Annotated in this window: 21 protein-coding genes; 19 read left to right on the top strand and 2 right to left on the bottom strand. The window is 38.2% G+C overall.

Annotated elements, in window-relative coordinates; translation table 11 throughout:
- Nucleotides 1–14 precede the first annotated feature (14 nt).
- The 8 genes from FS608_RS15010 (at nucleotide 15) to FS608_RS31275 (ending at nucleotide 7,607) form a co-directional block, all read left to right on the top strand.
- Nucleotides 15–893 (top strand): sugar phosphate isomerase/epimerase family protein, encoded by an 879-nt coding sequence (locus tag FS608_RS15010; RefSeq protein ID WP_144552336.1) that lies wholly within the window; start codon nucleotides 15–17, stop codon nucleotides 891–893.
- A 113-nt stretch (nucleotides 894–1,006) separates the two neighbouring features.
- A complete protein-coding gene (locus FS608_RS15005; protein WP_144552334.1) occupies nucleotides 1,007–1,948 on the top strand; it encodes an AraC family transcriptional regulator in 942 nt (313 codons plus the stop codon).
- 116 nt (nucleotides 1,949–2,064) lie between these two features.
- A complete protein-coding gene (locus FS608_RS15000; RefSeq protein ID WP_144552332.1) occupies nucleotides 2,065–3,549 on the top strand; it encodes an ABC transporter substrate-binding protein in 1,485 nt (494 codons plus the stop codon).
- 249 nt (nucleotides 3,550–3,798) lie between these two features.
- The gene (locus FS608_RS14995) at nucleotides 3,799–4,668 is read left to right on the top strand and encodes an ABC transporter permease (protein WP_144552621.1); all 870 of its coding nucleotides are present in this window, start codon (nucleotides 3,799–3,801) and stop codon (nucleotides 4,666–4,668) included.
- Nucleotides 4,669–4,685: 17 nt separating this feature from the next.
- Nucleotides 4,686–5,573 (top strand): carbohydrate ABC transporter permease, encoded by an 888-nt coding sequence (locus tag FS608_RS14990; RefSeq protein ID WP_144552330.1) that lies wholly within the window; start codon nucleotides 4,686–4,688, stop codon nucleotides 5,571–5,573.
- Nucleotides 5,574–5,782: 209 nt separating this feature from the next.
- Entirely contained in the window at nucleotides 5,783–6,190 is a 408-nt protein-coding gene (locus FS608_RS14985; protein ID WP_144552328.1) for a C-glycoside deglycosidase beta subunit domain-containing protein, read from the top strand.
- 16 nt (nucleotides 6,191–6,206) lie between these two features.
- Nucleotides 6,207–7,196: a sugar phosphate isomerase/epimerase family protein gene (locus FS608_RS14980; RefSeq protein ID WP_144552325.1), complete on the top strand. Its 990-nt coding sequence runs from the start codon at nucleotides 6,207–6,209 to the stop codon at nucleotides 7,194–7,196.
- Between the two features lie 279 nt (nucleotides 7,197–7,475).
- Entirely contained in the window at nucleotides 7,476–7,607 is a 132-nt protein-coding gene (locus tag FS608_RS31275; RefSeq protein ID WP_260871694.1) for a hypothetical protein, read from the top strand.
- Between the two features lie 26 nt (nucleotides 7,608–7,633).
- Here the strand turns inward: FS608_RS31275 and FS608_RS14975 are convergent, their stop codons facing one another.
- On the bottom strand, nucleotides 7,634–8,545 hold the full coding sequence (locus FS608_RS14975; protein WP_144552323.1) for a nuclease-related domain-containing protein: 912 nt from the start codon (nucleotides 8,543–8,545) through the stop codon (nucleotides 7,634–7,636).
- 278 nt (nucleotides 8,546–8,823) lie between these two features.
- Here FS608_RS14975 and FS608_RS14970 point away from each other — a divergent pair, with 278 nt between their 5' ends.
- The 5 genes from FS608_RS14970 (at nucleotide 8,824) to FS608_RS14950 (ending at nucleotide 15,701) form a co-directional block, all read left to right on the top strand.
- On the top strand, nucleotides 8,824–9,909 hold the full coding sequence (locus FS608_RS14970; protein WP_144552321.1) for a BMP family lipoprotein: 1,086 nt from the start codon (nucleotides 8,824–8,826) through the stop codon (nucleotides 9,907–9,909).
- Nucleotides 9,910–9,960: 51 nt separating this feature from the next.
- Entirely contained in the window at nucleotides 9,961–11,070 is a 1,110-nt protein-coding gene (locus FS608_RS14965; RefSeq protein WP_144552319.1) for a carbohydrate kinase, read from the top strand.
- Complete coding sequence (locus FS608_RS14960) at nucleotides 11,067–11,981, top strand: pseudouridine-5'-phosphate glycosidase (RefSeq protein WP_144552317.1); 915 nt, start codon at nucleotides 11,067–11,069, stop codon at nucleotides 11,979–11,981. Before FS608_RS14965 ends, FS608_RS14960 begins: the two co-directional genes overlap by 4 nt.
- Before the next feature lie 183 nt (nucleotides 11,982–12,164).
- Nucleotides 12,165–13,928 carry a sigma-54 interaction domain-containing protein gene (locus FS608_RS14955; protein ID WP_144552315.1) on the top strand — a complete coding sequence of 588 codons (1,764 nt, stop codon included), beginning with the start codon at nucleotides 12,165–12,167 and terminating at the stop codon, nucleotides 13,926–13,928.
- 18 nt (nucleotides 13,929–13,946) lie between these two features.
- A complete protein-coding gene (locus FS608_RS14950) occupies nucleotides 13,947–15,701 on the top strand; it encodes a sigma 54-interacting transcriptional regulator (protein WP_144552313.1) in 1,755 nt (584 codons plus the stop codon).
- A gap of 97 nt (nucleotides 15,702–15,798) precedes the next feature.
- Here FS608_RS14950 and FS608_RS14945 read toward each other — a convergent pair whose 3' ends face one another.
- Nucleotides 15,799–17,148, bottom strand: coding sequence for an MFS transporter (locus tag FS608_RS14945; RefSeq protein ID WP_144552311.1), 1,350 nt, complete (start codon nucleotides 17,146–17,148; stop codon nucleotides 15,799–15,801).
- Between the two features lie 522 nt (nucleotides 17,149–17,670).
- Here FS608_RS14945 and FS608_RS14940 point away from each other — a divergent pair.
- The 6 genes from FS608_RS14940 (at nucleotide 17,671) to FS608_RS14915 (ending at nucleotide 24,162) form a co-directional block, all read left to right on the top strand.
- Nucleotides 17,671–18,801 (top strand): FAD-dependent monooxygenase, encoded by a 1,131-nt coding sequence (locus FS608_RS14940; RefSeq protein WP_144552309.1) that lies wholly within the window; start codon nucleotides 17,671–17,673, stop codon nucleotides 18,799–18,801.
- Between the two features lie 48 nt (nucleotides 18,802–18,849).
- The gene (locus FS608_RS14935; protein ID WP_144552307.1) at nucleotides 18,850–19,956 is read left to right on the top strand and encodes an alpha/beta hydrolase family protein; all 1,107 of its coding nucleotides are present in this window, start codon (nucleotides 18,850–18,852) and stop codon (nucleotides 19,954–19,956) included.
- A gap of 33 nt (nucleotides 19,957–19,989) precedes the next feature.
- Complete coding sequence (locus FS608_RS14930; protein ID WP_144552305.1) at nucleotides 19,990–20,934, top strand: VOC family protein; 945 nt, start codon at nucleotides 19,990–19,992, stop codon at nucleotides 20,932–20,934.
- A 75-nt stretch (nucleotides 20,935–21,009) separates the two neighbouring features.
- Nucleotides 21,010–21,915, top strand: a complete 906-nt coding sequence (locus FS608_RS14925) for a fumarylacetoacetate hydrolase family protein (protein ID WP_144552303.1) — start codon at nucleotides 21,010–21,012, stop codon at nucleotides 21,913–21,915.
- Between the two features lie 27 nt (nucleotides 21,916–21,942).
- Nucleotides 21,943–22,698: a cyclase family protein gene (locus FS608_RS14920; protein ID WP_144552301.1), complete on the top strand. Its 756-nt coding sequence runs from the start codon at nucleotides 21,943–21,945 to the stop codon at nucleotides 22,696–22,698.
- A gap of 198 nt (nucleotides 22,699–22,896) precedes the next feature.
- Nucleotides 22,897–24,162 carry an MFS transporter gene (locus FS608_RS14915; protein ID WP_144552299.1) on the top strand — a complete coding sequence of 422 codons (1,266 nt, stop codon included), beginning with the start codon at nucleotides 22,897–22,899 and terminating at the stop codon, nucleotides 24,160–24,162.
- The last annotated feature ends 79 nt before the right edge of the window (nucleotides 24,163–24,241 follow it).

The following is a 24,241-nucleotide window of genomic DNA, read 5'->3' as shown; positions in this document are numbered from 1 at the left end:
AAGGAGAAGAAAATATGACCATCGAAATTGGATTAAATTTATTCTCAGTATTTAAAGAACTAAACGAAGATTACTTCGGAACCTTGGAAAAGGTAGCAGAAATGGGATATAAAAATGTCGAGTTGATCACAGTAAATTTTTCTACAGGAAAGCGGTATACCGATACTTTTTCTCTTCCGGTAATTAAACAAAAGTTAAGTGAATTAGGGTTAAAAGCTTTTTCAGCACATGAAGGTGTTGCTCCAGGAAGTGCAATTATGGATGCCGATTGGGATCGGATTATTCAAGAAAATGCAGAACTTGGATGTCAGTCGATTGTTTTCCCAATGGCAATGATTTCAGGACGTGAAGACACACTTCACGCAGCAGAAGATCTAAATCTAATTGGAAAGAAGTGCAAAGAAGCGGGTTTAAATTTTTACTATCATAACCATGCACATGAGTTTAAGAGAATAGAAGAAACATCATTATTTGAACTGCTCGTAGAAAATACTGATCCAGCACATGTGAAATTTGAGTTAGACCTCGTATGGGTGATGAGAGGTGGACATGATCCGTTGGTATTACTTGAAAAACTGGGTAATCGTTGTGATATGGTCCATCAAAAGGACTTAGGTAAGCACGTAAATCCAGTTAAAATTTTTGTGTCTTCACCACAAGGAAACACTTTAGATACGATGAAAATCTACACAGAGTATGTGAAACCAACTGATTTTGTTAATCTAGGGACCGGACTTGTAAATTTTCAGGAGACCTATCAGAAGTTACATCAATTAGGATACATCCGTTATGCCATTGTAGAAAATGAGGGACAGCTTGGAGATAAATTCTCCAGTATTGAGAATGATTTAAAAGTCATGGAGAAATACGTACTTGGACTTATAAAAAATTAATTGCTTTAGACAACCTATTAGTGAGCAAGGTAACCGCAAAGTTATAGCAAAACCTTTTGCGGTTTTTTTAAATTTTTCCACATCTACTTTTTTATTAATAGTGGGGAGGACGCATGAAATATCCATACGAAAGTGTTGTTTTAAATGAGGAAATACCGATGTTTATTTTGATGAACAGTGTGAAATATGTTGCCATGCATTGGCACGACCGAATCGAATTTTTATTTGTTCTGAAAGGGCGAATTCATGTTTATGTCGGTAGAGAAGAGTATCATTTGCAAAAAAATGACTTGCTGCTTATAAATAGCAATGAAGTTCACGGCGTTGAATCAAGTGAAGATAACAAGCTATTAGTCCTCCAAATCCCAATTTCTTTTATTAAAAAATGGTACAAGAACATTGAAAAAGAAACGTTTCTCTGCCAATCCTTTCAATATGTGGAACAATCCGAGTTTAATGTCATTCGATCATTAATTGCCCAATTGATGATTATCTTAAGAACTAAGGGAGAAGGATTCGACGTAAAAATTCATTCTATCTTGTTAGATATCATTTACAGCCTTATTTGCAAATTTAGAGTGAAAAATAATGAGCAATTACATAGAAACAGCAAAAAGGATATAGAACGCCTTACTAGGATCACGAGTTATATTCAACAGAATTTTATGCATCCACTCACATTAAATGAAATGGCAGAAAATGAAAAACTAACGGTTCCTTACCTATCAAGGTATTTTCAGCATCATATGGGACAACCGTTCGTAAAATATTTAAACGGGATACGCTTGGAACATGCAGTCCGAACCATGCTGGAAACAGATTGGCCCATTATTCAGATTGCAATGGAGTCTGGCTTTTCTAATTTAAATACCTTTCATAAACTTTTTAAAGAGACCTTTCAAACTACACCCTATCAATATCGAAAAAAACACTCCTATAACTCTGTCAAAACTTGTCAAATGAAAAATGGCATTGAAGGTTATCAATATGATGAAGAAGATGACCTTGGTGATTTGTATGATTATTTAATATTTTCTGAAAAAGATAAAAATTGATATTATTTTTAACAAAAAACTGAACGTTTTCACCATCATTCCCCCCTATAATAATCTTTAAATAAACCGCTTACATAAGGTGGGTTTATGAAATTACTAGAAAAAGGGGTCATTAAATGAAAAAACTGATTAGTATTATTCTGGTTTGTTTTTTACTTCTACTTTCAGCATGTACTTCGAACGAGGAAAGTTCGACAAATGAGAGCTCCGGTAAGGGAGGAGTTTCTGAGATTAATATGGTATTGTTTTCGGGCTCCGTACCTAAAGATTTACAACTAGTACAAGATGAAATCAACAAGATTACGGAGGAAAAGATTAAGGTAAAAGTTAAATTAACACCGATTAATATTGGTAACTACGTTCAACAAACCAATTTAATGTTGTCTAGTAATGAAAAAGTAGATTTAATGCTCCTCGCTTCCTTTTTTGGCTACACCTCCCAAGCATCCAAAGGACAATTATTACCTTTGGATGACCTCGTTGAGAAACTCGGTCCAGATATCAATCAGGTTATGGACAAGGACTTTTTAAACGCAGCAAAGGTAGGGGGGAAATTATATGGGGTTCCAACCCTAAGAGATATGGCTTCGGCCAGCGGGATTAATATGCGCAAAGATTTGGTAGAAAAATATAATATTGATATCAACAAGATCAAAACGCTTGATGATGTAGAAGCCGTCTTGAAAACGATCAAGGAAAACGAGAAAGGAATTACACCGCTTGTGCCATCCAACCCTGGTCAACAGCCAACGATGATCTATAACTGGTTCGACCGTTTAGGTGACGGTTTAGGAGTATTACCTAACTATGATAATAATTTGAAAGTCGTAGACTTGTATGAAACGGAAGAATATGCGGAGTTTGTAAAGAAAATGAGGAAATGGCAGAACGAAGGACTGCTTATGAAGAATCCTTCTACAAATACGGAAACGGGCACCAATTTAGTCAAATCAAATGTAGGTTTTAGTTATTTCAGCCCACAAAAACCAGGTATTGCTTTACAAGAATCCCAAAATACAGCAAAACCTATGGTGACAACTTCACTAGGAGAGCCGGTTGCAACAACTTTTGGTGTCACAACGATGATGTGGGGGATTCCGCAAAGTTCACAGGTGCCAGAAGCCGCGATGAAATTTCTAAATTTAATGTATCATGACGAAGAACTCGTCAATTTGCTGAGTTGGGGGATTGAAGGAAAGCATTATGAAAAAGTATCTGATACGGTCATTAAATATCCTACAGGCGTAGATGCATCAAACAATGGCTACAATTTAAATATGAGTTTTGCAATGGGAAATTCATTCCTCTCTTATGTATTTGAAGGAAATGATGCAGACCTTTGGAAGCAAACGGATGAATTCAACAAAAGAGCGATAAAGTCTAAGGCTCTAGGCTTTAACTTTGACCCATCACCTGTCAAAACAGAAGTCACAGCTGTTACCAATGTCGTAAATAAATATGCTGTTAGCTTGGAATCAGGTGTACTTGATCCTAAAACCAAACTGCCTGAATTTATTAAAAATTTAAAGGATGCAGGTATTGATAGAATTATTGAAGAAAAACAAAAACAAATCGATGAATGGGCGAGAACGCAAAAATAATATTACACAAGGCTTTGAAAACTTAGGGGGCTTTAAACTACTAATTTTTATTTCTAAGAGATTAAAAATCCCAGTTTGGTTTTTAATCTCTTTTTATATCCTTCATAGAAGCAGAAAAATTGGAGCAAGGGGGCAATAAGGATGTCAGAAGTAACAGTGGAGGAATTCAAAACAGATGTCCAATCGATTCCTGCAAAAAAGGTAAACACAAGGTTCATCAAATTAAAAAGGGCTTTACCACTTTTTATTATGATGCTGCCCGGTTTAATTTACTTGTTGGTCAATAATTATCTGCCAATGTTTGGCCTTATGATTGCTTTTAAAGATATTAACTATGCAAAAGGGATATTTGCCAGTGATTGGGTCGGATTTAAAAACTTTGAATACTTGTTTAGCACAAAAGATGCCTTTATCATTACCCGAAACACCATTCTATATAATGGTGGATTCATTATATTAAATACCGTAGTGGCTATCGCTGTAGCAATTATGTTGAATGAAATTAAGAATAAGTTGGTGAAAAGCTTTTATCAAAGTACAATCCTTTTGCCCTTCTTGATCTCGATGGTCATCGTTAGTTATTTGGGATTTGCCTTTCTAAGTGAAGATGTAGGTTATCTAAACAAAACGATTTTACCCATGCTTGGGCTTGAAGGAGTATCCTGGTATTCAGAAGCAAAATATTGGCCTTATATATTAACCTTCATCAACATGTGGAAGGGTGTCGGTTTCTTGTGTGTTATTTACTTGGCAGCAATTATCGGAATTGACCAAGAGTACTATGAAGCAGCTACCTTAGACGGTGCAAATAAATGGCAGCAAATCATTCATATAACCATTCCTTTGATTATGCCAGTCATTATCATGATGACATTATTGTCAATCGGACGTATTTTCTATTCCGATTTCGGATTGTTCTATCAAGTACCAATGAATTCAGGTGCAATCTATGACACTACAAATGTTATTGATACCTATGTTTACCGTGGTTTAATGCAGCTTGGGGATATCGGGATGTCAGCAGCTGCAGGTCTATATCAGTCTGTTGTCGGATTTGTCCTTGTTTTACTTTCGAATTATCTAGTTCGCAGAAAGAGTAAAGAGAATGCATTATTTTAATCTGGAGGTGGAGGGGAATGTATAGGTCAGAACGAATTACACAATGGGTTTCACATTTCTTTTTAATCATACTTGCGGTAGGGAGCATCATTCCATTAATCATTCTATTATCTTCGTCCTTGAGTGAGGAATCTTCCATTTTAAAGGAAGGTTATTCCTTTTTTCCAAAGGAGTTGAGCTTTGCGGCTTATGAGTACTTGCTAACAAATGCTTCAAGTATTTTAAGGGCTTATGGAATTACCATTTTCATTACTATATTTGGAACCTTTATCAGCTTGGCGATGACTGCGTTTTTGGCTTATGCCCTTTCTCGCCGTGATTTACCATACAGAAACATTTTTGCTTTTTTTGTTTTCTTTACATTATTATTCAACGGTGGACTGGTTCCAACTTATCTCATATATACTCAATTTTTTGATATTAAAAATACTATTTGGGCCCTAATTGTTCCTGGGTTACTCATGAACGGATTTAACGTATTATTAATGAGAACATTTTTCATCACTTCCATACCCGAGCCTGTTATTGAATCAGCAAGAATAGATGGTGCAGGTGAATTTCGAACCTTCTTCTCGATCGTTCTACCGCTTTCATTGCCTATCCTCGCTACAATTGGGCTTCTTCAAACCATTATTTATTGGAATGATTGGTTTAATGGACTTATCTATATCACTGACCCATCACTATTCAGTATCCAAAATATGTTGAATAGGATGATGTCGGATATTCAATTTTTAGCAAGCAGCAACTTAGGAAGCAACACAAGTACGGCAGCAGCACAAATTCCTACAACAGCTGTACGGATGGCAATTGCAGTCATTGGAATCCTGCCGATCCTTATAGCCTATCCCTTCTTTCAAAAATACTTGGTTAAAGGCATTGCATTGGGTTCTGTAAAAGGATGATTCATTTGTTTATTTAGATAACAGAAGGTTAAAAATCGCATTCAGATTTTTAACCTCTTTTTTTTATGATAAAAGAAATAACAAAACATGCTTCAAAATTAATATTAATCTGGTTAATAGTTAGAAGGAAGTAAATCACTGAACGTATTAAAATTATAAATGTAAGCGGTACCTGAATATACGAGAAACTAGAATAAGGAGTGTTGTTCATGTTTGAACAATATATGGTTTGTGAAGATGGATTTAGAAATGTCGTAAAAGATGGAGACATAATAGGCTTTGAAGTGAAATTGCGAATTCCCTACTACCGGGGAATTGCACTTTCTTTAATTAACAGCATTGATTTGGAGATTGATGGAGTTTCTTTTTCACGTGAAGAAATGACTTTTTCTGTGGAAACTGGCAGCTTTCCATACAATGAATTATCGACCGTGATCAACAATCGATGGGAATTTGGTGAAAAGGCAACATTGTTCGTTAAGAAAGCAGACGGTTTATCAGAAGGAACTCATAAAGTACACGCCATCGTGAACCTGCGAATATCATATTTGCCTTGGCCGAATATAGGTGAAGACACCAAGAATATTACGCTTGAAGAAGATAAAGTTATAGCATAGAAATGGAGGCAGCGACATGAGTAAACTGCACAATATTAAACGCGGAGTGTCACTTTATAGTTATCAGGAAGAATTCTTTACTAGAAAACTAGATTTAGAGCAATGTATCGCTGAAGTTGCCAAAACCGGTGCAACTGGCATTGAATTGTTACCAGAACAAATGCTCAAAGGATTCCCTAAGCTTACTGATGAGTTCGTGGATCAGTGGTTTGAATGGATGGACAGGTATGGAACGGAACCAATTGCGTACGATGCTTTTTTAGATACCAAATTATTTCCTAATCGTATTTTAACTTTAGATGAATCGGTGGATATGATGGTTCGAGATATAAAAATTGCTAATAAACTAGGATTCAAGGTGTTGAGGACATTAGTTTCCACCCCATTAGAAGTAATAGAAAAAAGTCTTCCCTACGCAGAAGAGTATGGAGTGAAGATTGCTTTGGAAGTACATGCCCCATTTACCTTTGGAACTCCTTGGTTTGAGGAACGAATGGAGTACATTATAAGCAGCGGGACGAAATGGTTTGGAATTATGCCGGACCTTGGCATTTTTGTTAAAAGGGTAGCCCCTGTTATGGAGCAAAGATATGTACGTGATGGAGGGACACCTGAAATACTCAAATTTGTTAGTGATAATTATGCGAATGGTGTAGATAAACATGAGACTTTAGCGGCTGTTAAGAAAATGAAGAATGCGAATGAAGTGGATATTAATTTTGCCGATTTAGCCACTCATTTTGTTTATACTGATCCTAAAATTTTAAAAGATTATATCCCATATATTATGCATGTGCATGGTAAGTTCTATGAAATCACGGAAAATTTTGAGGAACCAAGTATTCCATATAAAGATATTTTGGATGTCTTAATTGAAGGCGGCTATGAGGGATATATCGATAGCGAATATGAAGGAAATCGGCATATTCAGGATTTCATGGAAGTAGATAGCGTAGAACAAGTACGTCGCCATCAAGTCTTATTAAAAAACATACTTGGCAAGTAAATTAGTTTGGAAGTAAGAATTAGAAAAGGTCATCATTTAAGCGAATGACAACCAAACCTCACGAGGTAGAAGGGGAATAGGTCATCATCATGCTGATGATGACCATAATTCAAGAAATAAAAAGAGGAAAAGGTCGTCATCAAGCGGATGACGGCCAAACCTCAGGAGGCAAGAAGTAGAAAAGGTCATCATCAAGAGGATGACGACCAAACCTCAGGAGGCAAGAAGAAGAAAAGGTCATCATCAGGCGGATGACGACCAAACCTCAGGAAGTATGAAGTGAAAAAGGTCATCATCAAGAGGATGACGGCCAAACCTCAGGAGGCAAGAAGTAGAAAAGGTCATCATCAAGAGGATGACGACCAAACCTTAGGAAGTATGAAGCGGAAAAGGTCATCATTGATCCCGTGATGACCTAAACTCCGTCGATAGAAAGTTCATTCATAATAAGTCCACTGACGAACTCTAATCTGTTTATAATTCCTCACTAAAATCCTCCTAATTGTCCTTTTTAACTCTATCATCACGCACCAATCATAAATTAAATTCGTGGTAATCCTCATTTCAGGAAATAGAAGCCGTATTTCGCTTACATTTCGTAAAACTGCAACTGTAACCAACTCTTCATGCCCACAGTCACCACACTGGCATATCTTACCGTTAACATAAATTGAAAATGAGTCACACACTGCACAAGTCATTCCTTTACGCAACTTCTTGAATTCATAATCTGGCAGTACGGTATAAGGATTTTCTTCAATATGAAGGGAAATCAATTTGTCAGCAAGCAGTTTATCCTTTCCGTTTAATTTAGAAGGAATTGCATCTAACTTTCTCATATAGCTATTTAATTGAGTTGGAAAAATAATAGGACTGTCGAGGGGGGCTTGGTATAGGGTAAATTCGGGATTAATAAAAACGACTTGGGCCTCGATTGGAAAGTTATACCCAATATTCTGAAGTAATTGACGGAGCAGGGAATCGCTGCGAATCAATTGGAGAAGTGGATTATTATATTCTTTTTTAGGCTTCTTGTATAAGCGGTTTGTGTTTGGATCAATAAAATAATCCCCCTCGAAATTTTTTATTTCGTAAAAGAAGATTCTACCAGAAGTAATAATCAAGGAGTCTATTTGAAATAAGGTGTTGTTTACCTTAAACAACAGATCATTCAATATATAGCATTCGCATTTGAGCTCTTCGGTTAGTTTATCAAACATGACTTCTCCTTCAAACCCCTTCCTAAGGGTGAAAAAGTGCTGCTTGTCCTTTTCAGATAACATCATCCTTTTATTTAACACTCTTAAAATCTTTAATTCCTTTGATTCAAAACGGGGCTTATAAGCCATATGCCACAACCTTTCTTCTTCTTCAAATCTTATTTTATAAAAAAATATGGACTAGGGTACTAATAAGAAGTGAATATTTGGTTAACTTTACCTCATTCCCTTTATAGGTTAATCCCTAATGATAATTTTTCCTCTCACTGTTTAAGTAATGTTAGTTTAAAAAAAGTTGACCTAAAGGTTTCTTAGAAGTATAATACAAACGTAAGTTTAAAACATAAACAAATGTTTAAAAATATTACTGCTTAATCTAAGAATCATTCATTTGGGGGGAACATCACTTGAAAAAGCGGAATACTGGTATGGCACTATCACTTATACTTGCAGCAGGAACACTTTTAGGTGCTTGTGGAAAAAGTGATAACAACAATGGAAACGATACATCCAAGGGTGGAGAAAAAGGAAAAACATTCTCAGTAGGTATGGTAACTGACATCGGCGGTGTTGATGACAAATCATTTAACCAATCTTCTTGGGAAGGCCTTGAGAAATTTGGTAAAGACAATGGCTTAACAAAAGGCAAAGGCGGCTACGATTATCTTGCATCTAAATCGGATGCCGATTATACAACAAACTTAAATACTCTTGTTCGTCAAGGGTTTGACTTAGTATACGCTATCGGGTTCTTAATGCCAGCATCACTTGAAGAAATTGCAACTCAACAAAAAGATTCTAAATTTGCGATTGTGGATGCTGAAGTAAAGCTGCCAAACGTAGCAAGTATTCTATTTAAGGAGCAAGAGGCTGGATTTCTTGCAGGAGTAGCAGCTGCTCTTTCAACAAAAACTAATCATATCGGATTTATTGGCGGGATGGAAATCCCTGTTGTTGAACGTTTCGAATCTGGTTACTTGGCCGGTGTTAAGGCAGCAAAGCCAGAGGTAAAAGTTGATGTTCAGTATGCAGGTGCGTTTGACAAGGCTGAGCTTGGTCAATCGATAGCTTCTAAAATGTATTCCTCCGGTGCAGATGTAGTCTTCCACTCAGCTGGGGCTACTGGTGTGGGTCTATTTAAAGAAGCTAATGACAGACAGAAAAAAGATCCTAGCAAACAATATTGGGCAATTGGGGTTGACCGTGACCAAGCTGACATGGGTCCAGATGTTGTCCTTACATCAGCATTAAAACGGGTTGATATCGCTGTTAATGACCTTGCAACAAAAACAAAAGACGGCAAATTCCCTGGCGGAGAGGTTGCATTATACGGTTTGAAGGAAGATGGTGTTGGCTTAGCACCTATCAATGCAAAAGCAGAAAACAAAGCAGAAATTGAAGCAACAGTTAAAGAATGGGTCGAAAAGATTAAATCAGGTGCTGTAAAAGTTCCTGAAACAAGGAAAGAATTAAAAACGTTTAATCCAAAATGATAACACTGATTTGGTAAGGACAGGATTAGTGTAATTTATGGGGTGTGTTATATGCCTGAAAGAATGACGGAGAAAGAGATTTTGATTCTCGATTTAATACGAAAGAATCCATATGTTTCTCAACAAGAGCTTGCGGAAATATTAGGGTTATCCAGACCCTCGATCGCTAATATTATTTCTGGTTTAACTAGAAAAGGAAATATTTTAGGCAGGGCCTACATTTTAAGTGAATCACAACGAGTAATTTGTATCGGCGGCGCCAACATCGACCGAAAATTCCATATCAAAGAAAAAGCACAGTTAGGAACTTCCAATCCTATTTATGCCACTCAGAATGCAGGAGGCGTTGCGCGGAATATCGCTGAAAACCTAGGACGGCTTGGGATGGAAGTGTCGCTAATATCGGCATGCGGCGTTGATAAGGACTGGTCAGTCATAGAAGATGCATCAAATCTTTATATGAACCTAGAAACCGTAACCCAGTTTCCTGAAAAATCAACTGGTTCTTACACAGCTGTTTTAGACTCTGACGGAGAATTAGTTATTGCCTTAGCCGATATGGAAGTGTATGACGCAATCACACCTGAATTGCTGCTTAGGCATGATGTATTATTAAGCTCAGCAAAATGTATCATGGTCGATTTAAATTGTCCAAAAGATTCCATTCAATTCTTATGCCATTTTGCTAAGAATCATAATCTACCGATTGTTTTGGTACCTGTTTCTTCACCAAAAATGACTCGATTGCCGGATGTCTTAGACGGTGTTACATGGCTTATTACAAACCGAGACGAATCAGAAACTTATTTTCATAAAGAGATTAAAAATGAAGAAGACTGGAAAGATGCATTAGAAAAGTGGCTATCGCTTGGTATCTCCAATGTAATTATTACGAATGGGAAAGCAGGCTCCATGATTGGGAATAGGGAAGAGGGTATTTTTCATGTTCCACCAATCGAAACTAAAGAAATTGTGGATGTAACGGGGGCGGGAGACGCTTTTTCCTCCGCTGTTATTTATTCTTGGTTAGAGGGGAAATCATTAATTGAAATCGCCAAAACTGGAAGTATGAATGCATCTAAAACATTACAATCACCCTATACAGTCCGACAAGATTTATCAGCAGCACAACTACAAAAAGACATGGAGGAATTATCATGAAACAATATATTACATTTTCTGAAGAAGTACAGACAGCTAAAGAACAAGGAAAACCAATCGTTGCCTTAGAGTCTACGATTATCTCTCACGGAATGCCTTATCCGCAAAATGTTCAGACTGCTCGTGAAGTGGAACAAATTGTGCGTGATAACGGGGCAGTTCCCGCTACGATTGCCATCATTGATGGGAAAATTAAAATCGGATTATCTGATGAAGAGTTAGAAATGTTCGGTAAAAGCTCAGATGTTGCAAAAGCATCAAGACGAGATTTAGCTTATTTGATTGCTACAAAAAAACTTGGAGCAACAACAGTAGCTGCGACAATGATTTGTGCAGAAATGGCAGATATTCAAATCTTCGTTACCGGTGGTATTGGCGGTGCTCACCGTGGGGCCGAAACCACCATGGATATCTCAGCGGACCTCGAAGAACTAGGGCAAACGAATGTTGCCGTTATTTGTGCGGGTGCTAAATCTATTTTAGATTTAGGGTTAACGATGGAATATCTTGAAACTAAAGGTGTACCGGTTATTGGCTATAAAACAGATGTACTCCCTGCTTTCTATACGCGCAAAAGTGAATTCGGATTAAACTTAAGTGCAGATGATGTTGATACAATCGCCTCTACATTAAAAGTAAAATGGGATTTGAGCCTAAAAGGTGGAGCGGTTATTGCTAACCCAATTCCTGAAGAATACGCTATGGATGAGAAAGTAATAAATGCTGTCATTGAATCAGCATTAAAAGAGGCAGAAGAACGCCACATTACTGGTAAAGATGTAACGCCATTCATGCTGGGTAAGGTGAAGGAACTAACTGAAGGAAAAAGCCTAGATGCAAACATTGCTTTAGTTAAAAACAATGCTGTTGTAGGAGCAAAAATAGCTGTAAGCTTTAACGCAATGAAATAATTAAAAGAATAAGAAATGCTTTCTGCTTGTAGATCAAATCTAGCTCTAGATTGGTCTACAAGCTTTTTTTGGTATTCTTCTAATGGTTTTTACTATATTTCGAAATAATCTGATAATATGGTATAATTATTTGATACATATTAAAGATTCGTTGATGATATTGTAAGAGGCGGTGAATATATAATGAGTACATTAGAATATGGTTTACTAGATTGTTTTCAAAAAGTTTGCAGTTCAATTGGGAATTATGAAACAGAAATATCAAACATTATCCTCCTAAGCAATCTCTATACATATCATTGCCATTACGATGTCCATGAAAGAAAAATAGAACTTAATGAAGATAGAATGGACTGGATTAAACTGGTAGATTGGGATGAATATTCTTATTCTAGTTCTTTTTCATTCGGAGACGCCCGATCGGAGTGGATTTATATCCGGCCGATTTCGCGCAAAGGCGAACATAAATATTTTTTGGTCATAAAATATCCGGAAAAAAATAATAAAAAAATACTTCAAATCATAGACCTCCTTGCAAAACAACTAAGTTATCAAATAGTTACACAGCCGAATTTGTCATCTCTTTTTTTACAAAGTACATATCAGCAGCAAATTACAAACACTATTGATGAAGGATATTTGACCGTCGATAAAAAAGGAATCATTACTTTTATCAACAAAACTGGCAAAAATATCCTTGGCCTTGAAGAAAGAGAATTAACAGACCAGCCCCTTGACGACGTCCTGTCTAATTTTTTTCCTTCACCACTTGAAACTCTCGATACAAAGGAAAATTGGGTCAACCGGGAAGTATTTTTTGATTTGCCAAAGGGGAAGATTCATCTTATTTTTTCTGTCATTCCTTTGTTTGAAAGCGGACTTCCGGTCGGTGTTGTTATTACGTTCAAAGAAATGAAAATCATTATGAAAAAGTTAGAAAGTATAGTCAGTATCCAGCCCATTTTTCAATTCGAGGATTTAATCTATAAAAGCCGTGCCATGCATGAATTGGTTAAAACCGCAAAAGTTGCTGCCAAAACTGAGTCGAATATTTTAATAGAAGGGGAAAGCGGTACAGGTAAGGAATTGATCGCTCAATCCATTCATAATCAAAGTCAACGAAAAGGAAAACCGTTTATTGTGATTGACTGTTCCTCGATACCAAGGGATTTGGTAGAGAGTGAGTTATTCGGATATGTAGATGGCGCATTTACAGGAGCGCGCAAAGGAGGCAGGCTGGGGAAATTTGAAGTGGCCAATGGCGGTACCGTATTTCTCGATGAAATAGGAGAAATGCCTTTAGAAATTCAGGTGAAACTGCTTCGTGTTTTACAAAGCCGCACAATCACTCGGGTTGGAGGACATGAACCTATTCCTAGCAACGTTAGAATAATAGCAGCTACGAACCGAAATCTTGAGGCAGAGGTTGAAAATGATAATTTTCGATTAGACCTTTATTATCGTTTAAATGTCCTGCAGCTCACTGTCCCGTCATTAAGGGATAGAGATGGTGATATTCCATTACTTTCCAAGACATTGGTGGAAGTAGCAGCCAATCGAACCAATCGCTATTCACCAAAAATCTCCGTGGATACAATGAAAATACTTGAAAGTTATTCATGGCCCGGAAATATAAGAGAATTAGAGAATTTAATTGAAAGAGCCATCTTAATAGCGCATGATGTGATTGAGCCTGAACACTTGCCTAAAAATATTATTCATGCTGCTCTATTAGATAAACAAAGAACGCATGAAAAACATTTAACGTTAAATCTTACTGAGAAAAATGTGAATTCCTTTAGTGGAATGGAAAAGGATTTAATTATTAACACTCTCCATAATGTGAATTGGAACAAAAGTCAGGCAGCCCGAAAATTAGGGATTTCCAGATCGAACTTATATGAAAAAATTGCAAAATATCATATAGAACCGGTAAAAGAATTTTAATAAGGGGGTATTTTCTAAATGAACCTTCTGACCGGCTTTGTGGTTGACGAGGTTAAAAAGGTTTTTGAGGAGTATAAAAACGACAATGAAGTTGATTCAGAGCTGCAAATAATTGGCTTGGATTTCTCCTACATTTGTCATTATGATCCTGTTTTAAAAGAGGTAGTGGAGGGAAGTGACAGAGGGATTGAACTCCCTATTGATTTTACATTCATCCATAAAACGGCATGCTACGAAAACCGAATCATTGGAATGGATAGGGCCGGACAATTAGGATATCTTTACTCCTCACCGATTATTTTAGAACAAGAAACGAAATTCTTTCTAATTTGCACTGCTCATATAGGCCATGACCCATTTACCCTGCTTATTTTAGAATTGTTAGCTAAGTTTATTAGCACCCGGCTTGAAACACACTTAAAGCTTCAAGAGGTTCATCTTAAAAATGACCATATGAAACAGATAACAGAAACTGTTAGTGCAGGTAGTTTATCTGTTGATAAATTCGGCACCATTCTGTTAATCAATGAAGTCGGAGCGGATATGCTAGGGTTAACGGCTGAAAAAGTGATTGGAATGCCAATTTCTGAAGTTTTGGATAATCAGGCATTTTCATTACATGTCTTGAAAAGCGGTAAGCCGATTATAGACAAAGAAATAAAAATAAAAATTAATAAAGGGCAATATTATTTTCGACTATCTTCCGTCCCCCTCTATGATCATTTGGATGAACCAATTGGGGTTGTCTACCATTTTAAAGATATTAGAAAAGAAGTAGAAATGATTGTGAACACGAAGAGTTTTTTTCACTTTGATGATATTATTTATCAATGTGAAGAAATGGAGAACTTAATCCATTTAGCCCAAAAAGCGGCAATGCAGGACTCAAGTATCTTAATTGAAGGTGAAAGCGGAACAGGAAAGGAACTGATTGCCCAATCCATTCATAATTACAGCAAACGATCCAAGAAGCCATTTGTTGTTATTGATTGCTCAGCGATCCCTAGAAATTTAGTGGAAAGTGAATTATTTGGCTATGAGGATGGTTCGTTTACAGGCTCTCGCAAAGGGGGGAGATTGGGAAAGTTTGAACGGGCCAACGGAGGGACTGTTTTTCTGGACGAAATAGGGGAGATGCCATTAGAAATTCAATCCAAGCTGCTCCGGGTTATTCAAAGCCGGTCAATTACAAGGGTCGGTGGGCATGAACCGATCCCGATTAATATAAGAATCATTGCGGCTACAAATCGAAATTTGGCGCAAGAAGTATCAGAAGGAAGTTTTCGAAATGATTTGTACTATCGACTGAATGTCATTAATTTATTTGTCCCTGCTTTACGTGACCGGAAAGGAGATCTTCCGTTACTCGTTCAGAAATTAATGGAAAAGACAGCAAAACGTGAAAAAAGGGAAGTTCCATACCTTTCAGGTCGGATCATGGAGGTTCTTGAAAATTACACATGGCCGGGGAATATCAGGGAATTAGAAAATACAATGGAACGTGCTGTGATCCTGGCAAATGGAGAAATTGACAATCAACATTTACCAAAGCGTTTGTTGGGAATACAAAATATGAATTCGTCTTCTACTCCCACTCCGAATCAAGCTTTTGTTGACCAAGCATCTTCACAAAAGCCCAAGATTGTCATGGAACGGCACTTAATAATAAACGCGCTTAAAGAGTCAAAAGGGAACAAAAGCAAGGCAGCTAAAAAGCTTGGGATTGCTAGGTCAACTTTATATGAAAAAATGTATCAGTATCAATTACTTTAGGGTTCCATTTACATTTATGTGTTAAAAGGTATCTACTTTTATATTAGCAGTTACAAGCAATGAGTCTCCCTTTTCCAAGGGAGACTTTTATAATCCATTAGCTTACATGAACTTTAATAGATTCATTTTTGGCATTGTTTTCATATTGATAAGCATTTTTTATAGGTACCATTAAGAGGGCGGCAGCTGCAATCAAACCAGGAATAGCAAAGGCGATAAAGTTTAATTGAATTGGTAAAGAAATCGATAGAAGGAATCCTCCTAAAAGGGGGCCGAGCATACCGCCGGTTCTGCCGACTCCTGAAGCCATACCTAATGCTGTAGATCTGATAGATGGCGGATAGTACTGGGAAACATAGGCCTGAACAATATTTTGTGCACCAATGGTTGCAGCTCCGGCAATGGCTACTAACAGATAGATTACTAACGTATTTCCTCCAAATCCTAGGAGTGTCAGAGCCACGGCACCTGAGGCATACATCGGAACAAGCATTTTTTTGGAACCGTATTTATCACAAAGTCTTCCGATTATAAGTGTCCCGATAATGGCTCCACCTTGGAGGGCAATGAGAAAGCCTAAGCTTGAGTTTAATCCATATCCTGCTTCCATCATTAATTTTGGAAGCCAAGTATTCAAACCATAAACCATCAATAGACAACTGAAAAACGCTGTCCAAAACATTACCGTACTAAAGGCTCGGTTCTCCTTAAATAATCCTATTAGAGGAACCTTTGTTTCTTGTGTTTTTAAGTTGATAACCTCATCATTTTGACTAAAATGCGATTCGGGACTTACTTTAGCAAGGGTTGCAATCAATTTTTCTTTTTTGCCTGTACGTATAAGATAGCTGGCTGTTTCAGGCAGCTGTTTATACATGATAGGTAATAGTATTAGAGGAAGACCCGCAAACCAGAAGATAGATTTCCATCCCAATGTTGGCATTAATGTGATCCCTATTAAGGGAGCAAGAATTCCCCCAACAGAATAACCACATAATACGATACTTACAATCATACTTCTCATCGTTTTAGGAGCATAATCAGTTAATAGTGCGATAACATTCGGCATGATTCCTCCCAAACCTAAGCCAGCTAAGAAACGAAAGGTTGAGAAAGTAGTAGGAGTTTCTGCAAAGCCGCAAAAGAATGTAAATAAACTAAACAGTACTAATGTTATCGCAATTACATTCTTTCTGCCGATTCGGTCAGCTAAAGTCCCGAAAAAGATTGCCCCAAACATCATACCAAATAACCCATAGGTACCAATTGCTCCTGCTTCCACTGATGAAAGATTCCATTTTTCTATCAAGGTTGGTAAAACCGTTCCATAGACGACCAGATCATAACCATCAAACAAGATAATGAAAAAACTCCATAATAGTAATCCTAAATGAAAGCGGTTAAATCTGCTGTTTGCAATAACTTCGGTAGAATTAATCGTTGTCATTTTCTTATCCCCCTTCAAAAATAAAATTAGATGATAACGCTTACGAAAATATGAAAAATTCGCCTTTGTTATCGGTTAATACTAATTACACTTTACTTATAGTGAAATCAGTTCTCTATTTAGAAATTATAAACACTAGTTGTTTCAATTTCAATAAAAGATTTATATTTTTCGGAATATTGATACTAAATCGGGTAGATAGAACCATCAAACACACAAAAAAAGCGGGGATTTTCCCGCTTGTTTTTGTTGGTGCCAGCGTGGGTTGCTCAAGAACGAGCTTAGTTTGTTGTACTGATTTCGGACAATTCGAACAGTAGTGTAGTGATTTCGGACAAAAATCTTGGGAAAATTAAATGATTATTTTTCTGAATGCTGTAAATGATAGCGTTTTCCATGTTGGCACGCTTCTTGCAAAATTAGTTAGTATAGGATTCATTCACCTTTTTACTATCTACACAATGCTAAGATTAATATTTTTTGATTTAAGAATCCTAAAACCAAATAAAAGGAGGGGTTTTCATGTCAAACGTAAAAAAGGTTTTAATTGTTGGAGGGGGCATTGGAGGGCTGGCGACAGCTATTGCTTTACAGAAAGCTGGAATTCAAACAGAAATTGTTGAAAAGCAAAAGGAATGGAATGTTTATGGGGTGGGCATCATTCTGCAGTCAAATGCACTTAGGGCCATTGATGCACTCGGGTTCACGGAAGAATTTTTAGCTGTCGGAACGACTCATTCAGCCTTACATATTCGTGACTCACAAGGAAATATGATCTTTGATGCACCTATTCATCCTTCCGGTAAGTTCAACATGACAGGAGGAATACCGCGAAGAGATCTTCACGAAATATTGCTTCGGACTGCCTTAAAACACGGAACTACCATTCGAATGGGCACGACTGTTGAAGTAATTGAAAGTGCGGATAATCTTGTCTATACGACATTTACTGATGGTACCTCTGGGACCTATGATCTTGTTATTGGCGCCGATGGAGTAAGATCGAAAGTTCGTAACATGGTGTTTGGTGAAATTGAACCGAACTTTGTGGGCCAAGCTGTTTGGCGCTACACGCTAAAGCGTCCTAAGGATATTGAGAACATTACGATGTATTATGGACAGAAAGCAAAAGCCGGTATCGTTCCGATGACGAAGGATAGCGCATATGTCTTTATTGTTACGGCAGAACCCGGAAATCCATGGAAACCAGAGGACAAACTGCATGTGCTAATGCGTGAGGCCTTTGATGAATTTGGAGGGTTAATAGCTGAATTAAGTGAGCAAATTACCAATCCAAAAGAAGTCGTTTATCGGCCGCTCGAGACCTTAATTGTTGAGAAACCTTGGTATCGTGATCGGGTGATTTTAATAGGTGACTCTGCTCATGCAACGGTTCCACATTTAGCACAAGGAGCGGCGATTGCCATTGAAGATGCCCTTGTTTTAGCAGAATTGCTTCAAACAGAAGCACCTTTATCAGACATTTTAAATCAATTCATGGAAAGACGTTTTGAGCGCTGTAAATTTATTGTTGAGAATTCAAACACTCTGGTTAACTGGGAACTGCTTCAGTTAGAAGGAAGGTTGCCTACTGAGAATAACCCGAACGCAATTGTCGCACAAAGCCTCATGAAAATGACAGAGGCCATTTAATAGAACGTCCTGGAGTCAAAAAATAATATACGTATGGAGTGTAGTTAAATGTGGCATTATTTTCCTGAACATTATATGTGGTCATACCAAATTGTTAGGATGTTTAGCCAAGCCCACTTTGGCGGTGGTGAAGTAAATGAAATCCTGGAAGCGGCTGGTAATATTACCCTGGGGGATACGGATAGTTTTCACAACGCATGGATGGGAATGGGTAACCGCTCACTAGCTGTTGCCAATGAAGCGCTCGACAAAGAACAGATTGAAACGGCTAGAGCAGCCTATTTACGAGCTTCTAATTATATTCGGACGGCCGAATTTTTCCTTCAGCCAGACGATCATAGAAAAATACCAACCTATTTAAAAGGGGTTGAATCCTTTCGAAAAGGAGCGGAGATGCTGGATAACCCGCCAAGGGCAGTTGAAATTCCTTATGAAAACTCGTTCCTGCCAGGATACTTTTTCGAAGTTCCGGGTAAAAAAGACAGCCCATTAGTTGTTATGTTTGGCGGGCTTGATTCTACAGCTGAGGAACTTTATTTTGGTCCCGCCCAGTTATTAAAGGAACGGGGAATTGCTCTTCTAGCTGTAGATGGTCCCGGTCAAGGCGGAGCATTAAGGTTAAATCATATCTCCTCCCGATACGATTACAATATTGCGGGAACAGCTGCATATGAATGGGCCATTCAAAACCTTGATATCGATGCCAATCGAGTGGGAATTATGGCTGTATCCATGGGCGGCTATATGGCGGCAAGATCTGCAGCCTTTGAACCTCGCTTTAAGGCATGCGCCATTTGGGGGGCTGTTTATGATTATCAATCGGTGTGGTCTAAGCGTCCAGATAATCATCCTTTGGCAAAAATTCTTCTGCATGTTGTAGGTGCGGAAACTATGGCCGAGGCACGTCAAAAGCTAGACCTATTTAATCTTAAAGGGGTGGCTGAAAAAATCACCATGCCAACTTACATTATTCATGGTGAGGATGATCGGCAGGTCTCCGTAGAGAATGCCTACAATCTATATAATCATTTAACTTGTCCAAGATGGTTGAAAATTGTTCCAAAAAGCAGTCCAGGTTCCGCACATTGCCAGGTGGATAACGTAACCGAGACTTACGAAATGTACGATTGGCTCAAGCTTCAGTTGAACGGATAATATCATATTTTTCATTATTAGGAGGAAGAAATCATGCCAAAAAGAAATCACTTTATTTCTCAATTAGCCCACGTCGAACTTTTAAGTCCAAAACCAGAAGAGTCTGTGAAATTTTTCAAAGATATATTGGGAATGGAGGAATCTGGAAGAATCGGTCAATCGGTTTACATGCGTGCCTGGGGTGAGTTTTTTCACCACAGTTTAAAGATCACAGAGGCAAAATCAAATGGAGTCGGACATATTAGCTGGCGAGCGGAAAGTGACGAAGATTTGCACGATGCTGTTCAATATATTGAGAACATGGGCTGCGGAAAAGGATGGATTGAAGGGGACCTAGGACATGGTAAGGCATATCAATATTACTCGCCCGATGGTCATTTAGAAGAAATTTTTTGGGATGTGGAGCTTGCCGAGATACCTGCTCATTTGAAAAGCAAATGGAGATCCCGTCCACAAAAAAATCCAAGCCGGGGTGCCTCTGTAAGACGTTTAGACCATGTGACACTATGGACCAGTGATGTAACCCGTCATACAAACTTCTATAAAGAGTTAGGATTTAAGCATAATGAAGGAATTGTCATTCCAAATGGTACAGAGGTTGGATCCTTACTAGCCGTATCAAGCTTATCACATGAAATTGCCTTATTTGCTGATTTTAAGAAGGAGCATGGACAACTGAATCATTTATGTTTTGCGGTGGAAAATCGAGATCAAGTGCTAGAGACCGCTGATTACGTGGTTGATAACGGTTATAGATTAGAAATGAAACCATTTAAGCATGCGGTGGGTGAGGCGTTTACTACTTATGCGATTGAACCAGGTGGTAATCGGATTGAAATATATGGCGGTTCTCCATTATACTTTGCACCGGATTACGGACCTAAGATTTGGAAGGTTGAGGAAAATCCAAACGATGCCTGGGATGAAGTAAATATTTTTGAATCAGCACAGTTCGATAGTATTAAAGAAAAAGCTTAGTAGTAGTGCAAAAGTGATAAAGGACGTCTTGATAGATGTCCTTTGTTAGTTTAAGAGAATTGGAGAGATGAGACTATGAAATTTATTACTTTTCGAGATCCTAATGGGGAACAACGCGGTGGGTGGCTGAGCGGTGATGGAGTAGTGGATATGCAGCTTGCCGGTCATGGGAAATTACCGGTCAGCATTCGTGAATTGTTGGCTAAACATGAAACCTATATGCCTTTGATTCATTCAATAGAAAAAGATACCCAGCCGAATTATTCAATCGAAGAAATAGAACTAATGACCCCGCTGCCAAACCCTTGTACATTTCGGGATTTTGTAGCCTTTGAAACACATGTAAAAAACGCATCCGCAACACATGATAGCACTGTGGCGCCTGAATGGTATGAAGTACCGATTTTTTATTTCTCAAATCCAAATGCCATGAGGGGACATGGTGAAGAGGTGGCCCGCCCTAAAAAGTGCGTAAAGTTGGATTATGAATTAGAAATGGCTTGTATCATTGGGAAGGAAGGGAAAAACATTCAAGCCCGTGAGGCTGACGAGATTATATTCGGTTATACCATTTTGAATGATTGGTCCGCCCGTGATCTGCAGGCTCAGGAAATGAAGGTTTTACTTGGCCCAGCAAAAGGAAAAGACTTTGCTACATCAATAGGACCGTGGATTGTAACAAAGGATGAATTGCTGCCATACAAAATCGACGACCGCTTCGACTTGGAGATGACGGCCAAAGTGAACGGAGAAGTATGGTCCCATGGGAATTTTAAAGATATTTACTATTCATTCGGACAAATGATCGAGCGTGCGTCAGAGGATGTTACCTTGTATCCCGGTGATATTATCGGCTCAGGAACTGTCGGGTTTGGATGTATTTTAGAATTGGGAACAGAAGAATACCGCTGGCTGGAGCCGGGGGATGAAATAGAATTGGAGATTACGGGATTGGGAGTTTTAAAAAGCAGTATTGTATAAGGGAGATTAATAAACGGAGGTTAAGTTATGTCTAAAATAATAGATTTAAGTGTTTCACTCGAAAAAGAGTTAAAGGATCCACTTCCATTTTCAATTCGCTATGAAACGCATGAGGAGGGTGCCGAATTTGGTGCGAAGCTGGTTGGAGTAACGCCGGATGATTTTCCAGAAAGAAAGGGCCTTGCCGGGGAGTTTCTTACCTTGACAAGTCATGCCGGCACCCATGTCGATGCACCATGGCATTACTGGCCTACATCAGAAGGAAAACGGTCAAGGACAATTGATGAAATGCCGCTGGAATGGTTTTTTAACGATGGGGTTGTCCTAGACTTTACGGATAAGCCAGCGGGTTATGCACTCACTATTTCAGATCTGCAGGAAAAATTGCAAAAAATAGAGTACCAGTTAAAGCCTTTTGATATCGTGATGATTCGTTCTGATGCGGATAAAAAAAGATACGATCGCAACTATAGTGAGATACATGTTGGTGTTTCAGCCGAAGCCACCCTTTGGCTGATTGATCAAGGCATAAAAGTGATGGGTACAGACGGATGGGGCTGGGATACACCCCTTGCCATTCAGGCCGCGGATTATAAAGAAAATCCTCGTCCTGGCGTGCTTTGGGCCGCCCATTTTGCCGGTAAAGAAAAAGAATATTGTCAAATCGAAAAACTAGCAAACTTGGATCAATTACCGCCATATGGTTTTAAGGTATCGGTATTCCCTGTCAAAATTAAAGGTGGAAGCGGTGGCTGGACCCGGGCGGTAGCAATTATCGATTAAAACTACTAATTATTGCTATGGAATTTACAGAGTTAGCTGTTTGAATATCCAAATATATACAAAATTCATATTACTGTAAACAATATTTTATATTTCTCTAACTAATTAGGCTGCCCTATACTATTAATTAGTAAAGCGCTTACGGTTGGTGAAAAAATAGGTTTCCCGTTGCTAGGACCAATAAAGAGGGGTGTTGTTGTGAGTAATAAGAACCAATCATTTTTTAGATATGAAAATAGCCTTCTAATTATCTTATTTTTAATCTTTGGCCTTGTATTTATGGACAGGTTGAGCATCATCTACCTATTTCCATTTGTAGCTGAGGAGCTAAAATTGAACAACACTCAAATGGGAATGATTGTCGGGGCAACTAGCATTGCTTGGGGGATTTCCACCTTGCTTTTTGCCAGTGTTTCCGATTTTATAGGCAAAAAGAAACTTACGCTAATTATTTTCATTCTTGGCTTTTCCATTGCCACTTTTACATCAGGATTAGTGGGAGGATTAAGTTCACTTATACTTGTCCGTTTGTTGATGGGAGTAACGGAAGGTCCGGTTATTCCGTTGGTACAGTCAACCATGATGGCTGAATCAACTCCAAGAAGAAGGGGCCTAAATTTAGGGCTTATCCAAGGTGCAGGTCCATTACTTGGGAATGCCATTGCACCTGTATTAGTTGTTGCGATTGCGGCAGCATCGAATTGGCGTTATTCGTTTTTTGCCCTAGCCATACCGGGGATCATTTTAGCAGTGGTTTTAATATTTTATATGAAAGAGCCTAATTTTAATGTCGACGGTAGCACCACCAAGGACATTAAAATAAAACCAACCTTTCAGGAATACAAAAGTGTATTTAAAACCCGTAATGTTTGGGTAGGTATGCTGATGGCTATTTTTTACATGATGTACTTATTGGTATTTACAGCCTTTATGCCGCTGTTTTTATCTGGAGTATCAAAATATAGCGATGCGCAATACGGGGCCATTTTAGGAATCCTGGGGATTGGAATGTTCTTTTGGCAATTCCTTCTACCATTTTTATCAGATAAACTAGGTAGAAAAACCATCATAGTGCCCGCGACATTTATAGCCATTCTACTCCCGCTAGCGGTTGCGGGATTCCATACGAACTTTGCCCTGCTTGCCATTTCGATCTTTATCCTTAGCCTAGGGTTTGGCGCACAGCCGCTCTATCTCGCTATTATCCCGTCAGAGTCAGTTCCCAGGTTGTTTGCCGCAACAGCAATAGCCGCTGTTGTACTGACCGGAGAAATCATTGGGGGAACAGCAGGACCTGTCATTGCGGGAATCCTGGCTGATAAGTTTACGCTTTACTCACCTTTATGGCTTGCAAGTGGGACAGCGGTTGTTTTCTTTTTGTTATCCTTCTTACTAAAAGAAACGGCACCTGTAAAAGTTTCTAGTAAAATATCAGAAGATTTTGTAACTAATATATCTATATAAGGAAATGTTGCGGACACAGTCAGTTTTGTAACAAAAGGGAACGGTTATTACTCGTTCCCTTTTGTCATATTATTAGATT

This window comes from Bacillus sp. X1(2014) (genome assembly GCF_007678255.1).
The sequence above is the reverse complement of the archived record's forward strand: the minus strand, read 5'-3'. Positions and strand labels throughout refer to the sequence as shown.